We start from the raw sequence: 7,264 nt of genomic DNA, 5'->3' as shown, positions 1-7,264 counted from the left end.
AAGTTGAATTAATCCTGGAATCGCAGTTTCTGAGCCTATCTCAATCAGAGATTCTACTGCACTTCTGCGCACATAAGAGTCCAAATCTTCTAACATTTGAATTAATCTCAGAATCACAGTTTCCGATTTTTCGACAACTAAACCTATTTCACCTAGAGCTTCTACTGCATTCCAACGCACATAAGAGTCTTCGTATTCTAGAAGTGGGATTAATTCCGGTATCACAGTTTCCGAACCTATTTTAGCCAGAGCTTGTGCTGCATTCCAGCACACATAAGAGTCTTCATATTCTAGAAGTGGGATTAATCCTGGAATCGCAGTTTCTGAACTGCTATGCTCATCAGAGTCTGACTTTTCTCGGAGTGGAATTAACGCCTCAATCGCAGTTTCCGAACCTATTTTACTTAGAGCAAATGCTGCTCTCTTACGCAAATCAGAGTCTGAGTCTTCTAGGAGTGGAATTAATGCCTCAATCGCAGTTTCCGAAGCTATTTTACCCAGAGCATCTGCTGCCCTCATACGCAAATCAGAGTCTGAGTCTTTTAATAATTTAACCAACCCCGGAACAGCAACATCCGACTCCGTTAACCCTGCCAACTTAACTTTCACCAACCCAGGCAACTCCAACCCCTCAACCTCCACCAACGCCCGCTCCTGAAACCTCCCTTGCACCTTACCCACCAACCTCGCCCCCAAAAACCAATCAACCTCCAACGCCAACCTTACCACCCGCACCGCCAACGCCTCATCTTCCACCAACCCCAATATCAACGCCACAACTTCCGTCCACTTCAAATAATTCAAATAATCCCACTGCAACTCATAGTCACTCATTCCAGACAACTGCAACAACAACCTTTCCGCCACATAATACTGCTTCATAAAACCGATATCAAACGTCACAAGCGCGACAAGTCTAATGTTTACTTCTTGCTTCAACTGAGGCCGTCGGCGGTTACTCATCCACAAGCATTAACGGTCAAGCCGACCGCATTTCTCAAATTTATACTAGCATTCAAATCACGGTCTATAGATATGCCACATGACCGACAGTCATAAGTTCTCAGATTTAATGGCATATCTTGGATGTTACCGCACCTGCAACAAGTTTTTGATGATGGAAAAAATCTATCAACTACTACTAACTCACAANACCTGTATCAGCCGACACATGGCCGGCATGTCTAATTTGTACTTCTTGCTGTAACAAACGCGGTCGGCGCTTAGTCATCCACAGGCATTAGCGGTCAAGCCGACCGCATTTCTCAAATTTATACTAGCATTCAAATCACGGTCTATAGATATGCCACATGACCGACAGTCATAAGTTCTCAGATTTAATGGCATATCTTGGATGTTACCGCACCTGCAACAAGTTTTTGATGATGGAAAAAATCTATCAACTACTACTAACTCACAACCGTACCATTGGCACTTGTACTCAAGTTGTCGCCTGAATTCATAAAATCCTTGGTCTGTTATAGACTTAGCTAGCTTATGGTTAGCCAACATCCCGCTCACATTTAAATCTTCTATGACAACAAGGCTGTGGTTTTTAGCTAGATATGTTGTCAATTTATGAAGTGCATCTTTGCGGATGTTAGCTACTCGCCTATGTAACGCGGCTATCTTCAGTTGTGCCTTTTTCCAATTAGCAGAACCAATAATTTTATTTCGGTTCAGGTATTGTAGTCTAGAGAGCTTGGCTTCAAACTTGCGGTATGACTTTACACTCTGAAATACTTTCCCATTACTTAACGTTGCTAATGTCTTAATTCCCAAATCAACACCTACAATTTTAGTAGTTTTTTGTGTTAATTTTGGAGTAAATTCATAGCTACAGCTAAGATACCAATCCGATGCCTGTCTACTAATAGTTATTTTTTGAGTTATTGCCTCAATAGGTTCGTAAGNGCTTCAAACTTGCGGTATGACTTTACACTCTGAAATACTTTCCCATTACTTAACGTTGCTAATGTCTTAATTCCCAAATCAACACCTACAATTTTAGTAGTTTTTTGTGTTAATTTTGGAGTAAATTCATAGCTACAGCTAAGATACCAATCCGATGCCTGTCTACTAATAGTTATTTTTTGAGTTATTGCCTCAATAGGTTCGTAAGTTTTGACAATACCAATAAAAGGTAATTTATGATTCCATCCATTTAATTCTATTGGCTTTCCAGAATTATCAATTGTGAAACTATCATGTTTACCTTTTTTCTTAAATCTTGGATATTTACTCAATCCTTGAAAGAATCTTTTAAACGCTTCACCCAAGTGGATGAAAGCATATTGATAAACTTTAGATGATAAGCTTTTCATCCAGGGATAAAGAGGTTTTNATTGTGAAACTATCATGTTTACCTTTTTTCTTAAATCTTGGATATTTACTCAATCCTTGAAAGAATCTTTTAAACGCTTCACCCAAGTGGATGAAAGCATATTGATAAACTTTAGATGATAAGCTTTTCATCCAGGGATAAAGAGGTTTTGTCTGATTAGTAAAAACCTCTCTGAGTTTACGGGCATTAGGTTTATAACCATCCCTGTAAGCCGCATTCCACAAACTTAACCCCCAGTTATAACACCATCTGCTATAACCTGCGTGTTGAGCCATCAGAGTTTTTTGCTTATTATTTAATTTGAGTTTAGTTCTGATGGATTTCATGTATTAGTGAACCCAGACTTTCTAATAGAACTGCTTTTTAAGCTATTATATCGTTATTCTTTGATTAAGTCAATGCTCCCAATTTTTCATCACCCACGCCAACTGCTTCATAAAACTGATACAAAGCGTCACATAACGTCACTTCTTGATGTTTACTTCCTGCTTCTACTGAGGCCGTCGGCGGTTACTCATCCACAGGCANAAACTGATACAAAGCGTCACATAACGTCACTTCTTGATGTTTACTTCCTGCTTCTACTGAGGCCGTCGGCGGTTACTCATCCACAGGCATTGACGGTTAAGCCAACCGCATCTTAACAGTCTATACTTACATTTGAGTCTTTGTCAATAGACAAGATTGGACATGATTGTTCTCCAACCCTCACTGCGCTGTTGTGTCGTAGCAAGCGGGATTTTTGGAGAGGTATATATAGATAGAGAGGCAGAAATGTGGAGAGCAGCGATTAGTGCACAAGATATAAAGCGTCACCCTCATTACTGACAAATGTGTGAAGAGAACTACCGTATTATATCGTTTACACACATAAATTGTTAACTAAGTCGAAACTCCTGCAACAACCTATCCCACCAACGTCGAGAACTTTCATCAACGGGAACATCTTGCTTGAGACGACTACGATAACTTTCAGTAAAACTCCGAAACACCAACCCCAGATGAGCAGGTATTACTTCGTTATAGTTAAACACCGAACACAACATCAACAAAAACATGGGAGTTTCCCCCAACTCCCGCAACCTCCCCTGCAACTGCTGCCATAAATTTTCACCATGCTCTGGCAAATAAGCACAGACAAACTCCTGCATTTGAGATTCCGTCAGAGGCAGCATTTCCAACCTTTTCTCAATCCCCAAATCTCCCCCCAGACTCAAATCTCGCGTCGTAAACACCATGGCAGTTTTGGGGTAGTCTTGCCGAAACATTCTCACCTGTTGTCGTGCCGCTTCCGATGCCATCTCGTTAAACCCATCGAAGAGGAGCAAAAGGGGAGTGTGGGGAGTGTGGGAAGTGTGGGAGGTGTGGGAGGTGTGGGGAGTGTGGGAGGTGTGGGGAATGTGGGAAGTGTGGGAAGTGTGGGAAGTCTGGGGAGTGAAAGATTCATCCCTTGGTTCAGCAACGCCCAAAAATTTACCTTGACGGAGCCAAGTTTCCAGAGTTGCTGTATCTATATTTATATTGGGGTGNGTGGGGAATGTGGGAAGTGTGGGAAGTGTGGGAAGTCTGGGGAGTGAAAGATTCATCCCTTGGTTCAGCAACGCCCAAAAATTTACCTTGACGGAGCCAAGTTTCCAGAGTTGCTGTATCTATATTTATATTGGGGTGGTGTTTGTGGATAAACTTTTGGATTCTCTCAAGTACAGAAGATTGACTGTAGCGTAGTTCGATGAGGATGGGAATATGGCCATTTTCTCCAGACTTAACCTTATCTGCCTCTTCTAATAACAATCTGGCCAAAGCAGTAGATTTTCCCGAACCTGGTCTTCCCACCAATAAAACATGATTGGGGGCATATTTGCGCAAACCCTCCAAAACTGTCAACCGTTCAATTTTNCTCTCAAGTACAGAAGATTGACTGTAGCGTAGTTCGATGAGGATGGGAATATGGCCATTTTCTCCAGACTTAACCTTATCTGCCTCTTCTAATAACAATCTGGCCAAAGCAGTAGATTTTCCCGAACCTGGTCTTCCCACCAATAAAACATGATTGGGGGCATATTTGCGCAAACCCTCCAAAACTGTCAACCGTTCAATTTTCTCTTCTGGACGTTCCCTCTGTTTTTCCTCCGCAACAGTTTGTACCATCAAACCCAAGTCCAAGAGTGGGGAAATATTTTGCCCTTGCTCAACAGGCTTTTTTCCCGCCACATCCGTCAGAGTGTAAACCTCCCACCATTGGGCGTATTCTCGGCAAATTGATTCTAGATAGGATGTCCACATAAAATCAAAAAACAAAAAACAAAAAACAAAATTCAAAAGTTAGATTTTTTTGATTATTCTTAAATCTATGCACTACTGAAAATTATATCCATAATACTATTTGGACAAATAAGTAGTGGACCGACACAGCTAAAATGCTGCAATAGTAGGGGCGGGGTTTAGTGGAAATTTTCATGCTTACCCTAAGATTTATATAAACCCGCCCTAATGCACAAAATTAAATGTGTCAGTGTACTAGGTGAGCATAGATAAATGCAATATTAGAGGGCGGGTTTTGAGAACTAGATGGTTTAAGTTAAGGTTTTCGGTTAAACCCACCCCTATATTAGAGGGCGGGTTTTGAGAACTAGATAGTTTAAGTTAAGGCTTTCGGTTAAACCCGCCCCTACAATATTTGGTATAAATATTATTTGTTGCCAACTTTTAATCCCTGATTACTGCCTTATCTTTAAAATTTATCGCTAATTATATCCGTAAATATCTATAATACCATTTGAATAAATATTTTGTACAAATATCTATAAACCTCTTATTTCTTACTACCTAATTCCACTAATGAAAAAACAAGATAAAACCTTACCTTTAACCTTACTTGGAGCAGCTTTCGTAATGATTGTCGGCAGTGTCGCTGGCTATATCCTCATATCTTCGGAAGAAACAGTAGACAATTTGCCTGTGGGTGCCGAGGTTGTCCCCAAGGATGCAATGATGACTTTACATCTTTCTACTAACTCCAATCAATGGGAACAACTTCAACAATTCGGCACTCCTGAATCAAAAACTGCTTTGCAAAAATTGTTGGGGGAGTTGCGCGATCGCTTCCTCACTACCTATGGCTATAATTATCAACGAGATATTGAACCTTGGATAGGGAAGAAAGTGATGATAGCCTTTTTGCGCAAATCTACTTTAGAACCTTCTAACCCAACTACTCCCGACTCTCCACCACCACCCCCTGCTCAACAAGCAACTATGATGGTATTGCCCATCGCCGATCCAACGGCAGCTAAACAAATTTTAGACAAACCGCGCTCTCCTAAAGAAGGTAAATTAGTTAAACGTACCTACAGAGGTATTGAAATTACAGAAACTGAAGGAGTACCTAAGCAAGATATGTCTGTCGCAGCATTGGGAGGAAAGTTTTTAGTAGTTACTAATTCTCAAACGGCAATAAATCGAGCGATCGATATATATAAAGGAGACNCAACGGCAGCTAAACAAATTTTAGACAAACCGCGCTCTCCTAAAGAAGGTAAATTAGTTAAACGTACCTACAGAGGTATTGAAATTACAGAAACTGAAGGAGTACCTAAGCAAGATATGTCTGTCGCAGCATTGGGAGGAAAGTTTTTAGTAGTTACTAATTCTCAAACGGCAATAAATCGAGCGATCGATATATATAAAGGAGACAACTCTCTAAAAAAAGCTCCTGGTTATATAGCAGCGATGGAGAAACTGGAAACTGCTGCACCTTTTGCTCAGGTATATGTGAATATTCCTATTGCTGCTGCTTATACTTCTAGTAAATCTATTACTCCTGTGTCTGAGGAAAATCTCAAACAACTTGAGGATAACCAGGGAATGGCAGCAACAGTCAGCATAGTTCCTGAAGGTATAGATTTAAAAGCAATTTCTTGGCTTAAACCAAATAGTCAGAAAAAGTTTAGTGTAGAAAATAATGCCACAGGAATGTTAAATCGAGTTCCTGGAAATGCTTTGATGATGATATCTGGCAGTAATTTACAGAAAATGTGGTCTGATTATGTCAAGGGTGCAGCAGCTAATCCCATCGCTCCCATTAACCCAGATACATTCCGTCAAACTGTGAAAAATGGAACTGGGATGGATTTAGATAAGGAATTTATCAACTGGATGGCAGGAGAATATTCTTTGTCTTTACTACCTATTCCCAAAAATAAGGATCAGTTACAAAAATTTGCTGCGGGGTTTGTGTTTATGGTTAAGGCAAGCGATCGCCGTGCTGCTGAGGAGTCTCTGAAAAAATTAGATGAGGCGATGAAGAAAAAAGAATTTGAGGTAGGTGAAGCTGTTGCGAGCGGAAAACCTGTTGTGAAATGGACTTCACCATTTGGTGGTTTTACTGTAATTCGTGGTTGGTTGAATGGGAATGTGGCATTTTTCANTTGCTGCGGGGTTTGTGTTTATGGTTAAGGCAAGCGATCGCCGTGCTGCTGAGGAGTCTCTGAAAAAATTAGATGAGGCGATGAAGAAAAAAGAATTTGAGGTAGGTGAAGCTGTTGCGAGCGGAAAACCTGTTGTGAAATGGACTTCACCATTTGGTGGTTTTACTGTAATTCGTGGTTGGTTGAATGGGAATGTGGCATTTTTCACTTTAGGAGGATCTGTGGAAAATCAAATATTGCCTGCACCGACAAATTCTATGGCGGAAAGTGTAGTTTTACAAGAAACTCTACCATTAGAGTCAGAGTCTTTTAATGGCAACTTTTTCATTGATATTAGTCGGACTTTCAATCCTCAAAATCTTTCTATTCCCCAGTTACCTGCAAATCAAAAAGTTTGGGTAGATGGTATGGAGTCTATTGGAGTGACATCTATTGTTAGTAATAGTCGCACAACTAACTATGATGTATTTGTGAAATTGAAAAAGCAACAGTA

General features: G+C 40.5%; 4 protein-coding genes and 4 pseudogenes. 3 read left to right on the top strand and 5 right to left on the bottom strand.

Annotated features, from left to right (window positions below; genetic code table 11):
* The 5 genes and pseudogenes from AFK68_RS18095 to AFK68_RS18075 form a co-directional block, all read right to left on the bottom strand.
* On the bottom strand, positions 1 to 963 hold a 963-nt coding region (locus AFK68_RS18095), incomplete at its 3' end, for a HEAT repeat domain-containing protein (RefSeq protein WP_143438014.1).
* Positions 960 to 1,152: pseudogene (locus tag AFK68_RS18090) on the bottom strand (zinc ribbon domain-containing protein); the annotation flags it as partial. The pseudogene AFK68_RS18090 and the gene AFK68_RS18095, both read right to left, overlap by 4 nt.
* A 75-nt stretch (positions 1,153 to 1,227) precedes the next feature.
* Entirely contained in the window at positions 1,228 to 1,881 is a 654-nt protein-coding gene (locus AFK68_RS18085) for a transposase (RefSeq protein ID WP_256386602.1), read from the bottom strand.
* A gap of 230 nt (positions 1,882 to 2,111) precedes the next feature.
* Positions 2,112 to 2,343: pseudogene (locus AFK68_RS45645) on the bottom strand (RNA-guided endonuclease TnpB family protein); the annotation flags it as partial.
* 1 nt (position 2,344) lies between these two features.
* On the bottom strand, positions 2,345 to 2,619 hold a 275-nt coding region (locus AFK68_RS18075; RefSeq protein WP_246844263.1), incomplete at its 3' end, for a helix-turn-helix domain-containing protein.
* A 2,563-nt stretch (positions 2,620 to 5,182) separates the two neighbouring features.
* On the opposite strand from AFK68_RS18075, the pseudogene AFK68_RS41985 reads away from it, so the two are divergent.
* The 3 genes and pseudogenes from AFK68_RS41985 to AFK68_RS18055 form a co-directional block, all read left to right on the top strand.
* Positions 5,183 to 5,830, top strand: a pseudogene (locus AFK68_RS41985) (DUF3352 domain-containing protein); the annotation flags it as partial.
* Positions 5,831 to 5,947: 117 nt separating this feature from the next.
* Positions 5,948 to 6,770 (top strand): annotated as a pseudogene (locus tag AFK68_RS45640) (DUF3352 domain-containing protein); the annotation flags it as partial.
* Positions 6,771 to 6,791: 21 nt separating this feature from the next.
* On the top strand, positions 6,792 to 7,264 hold a 473-nt coding region (locus tag AFK68_RS18055), incomplete at its 3' end, for a DUF3352 domain-containing protein (protein ID WP_246844264.1).

Source organism: Hydrocoleum sp. CS-953, assembly GCF_002260545.1.
In the GTDB taxonomy this organism is placed as follows: Bacteria; Cyanobacteriota; Cyanobacteriia; order Cyanobacteriales; family Microcoleaceae; genus Trichodesmium.
This window is presented reverse-complemented; position numbering and strand designations above follow the sequence as displayed.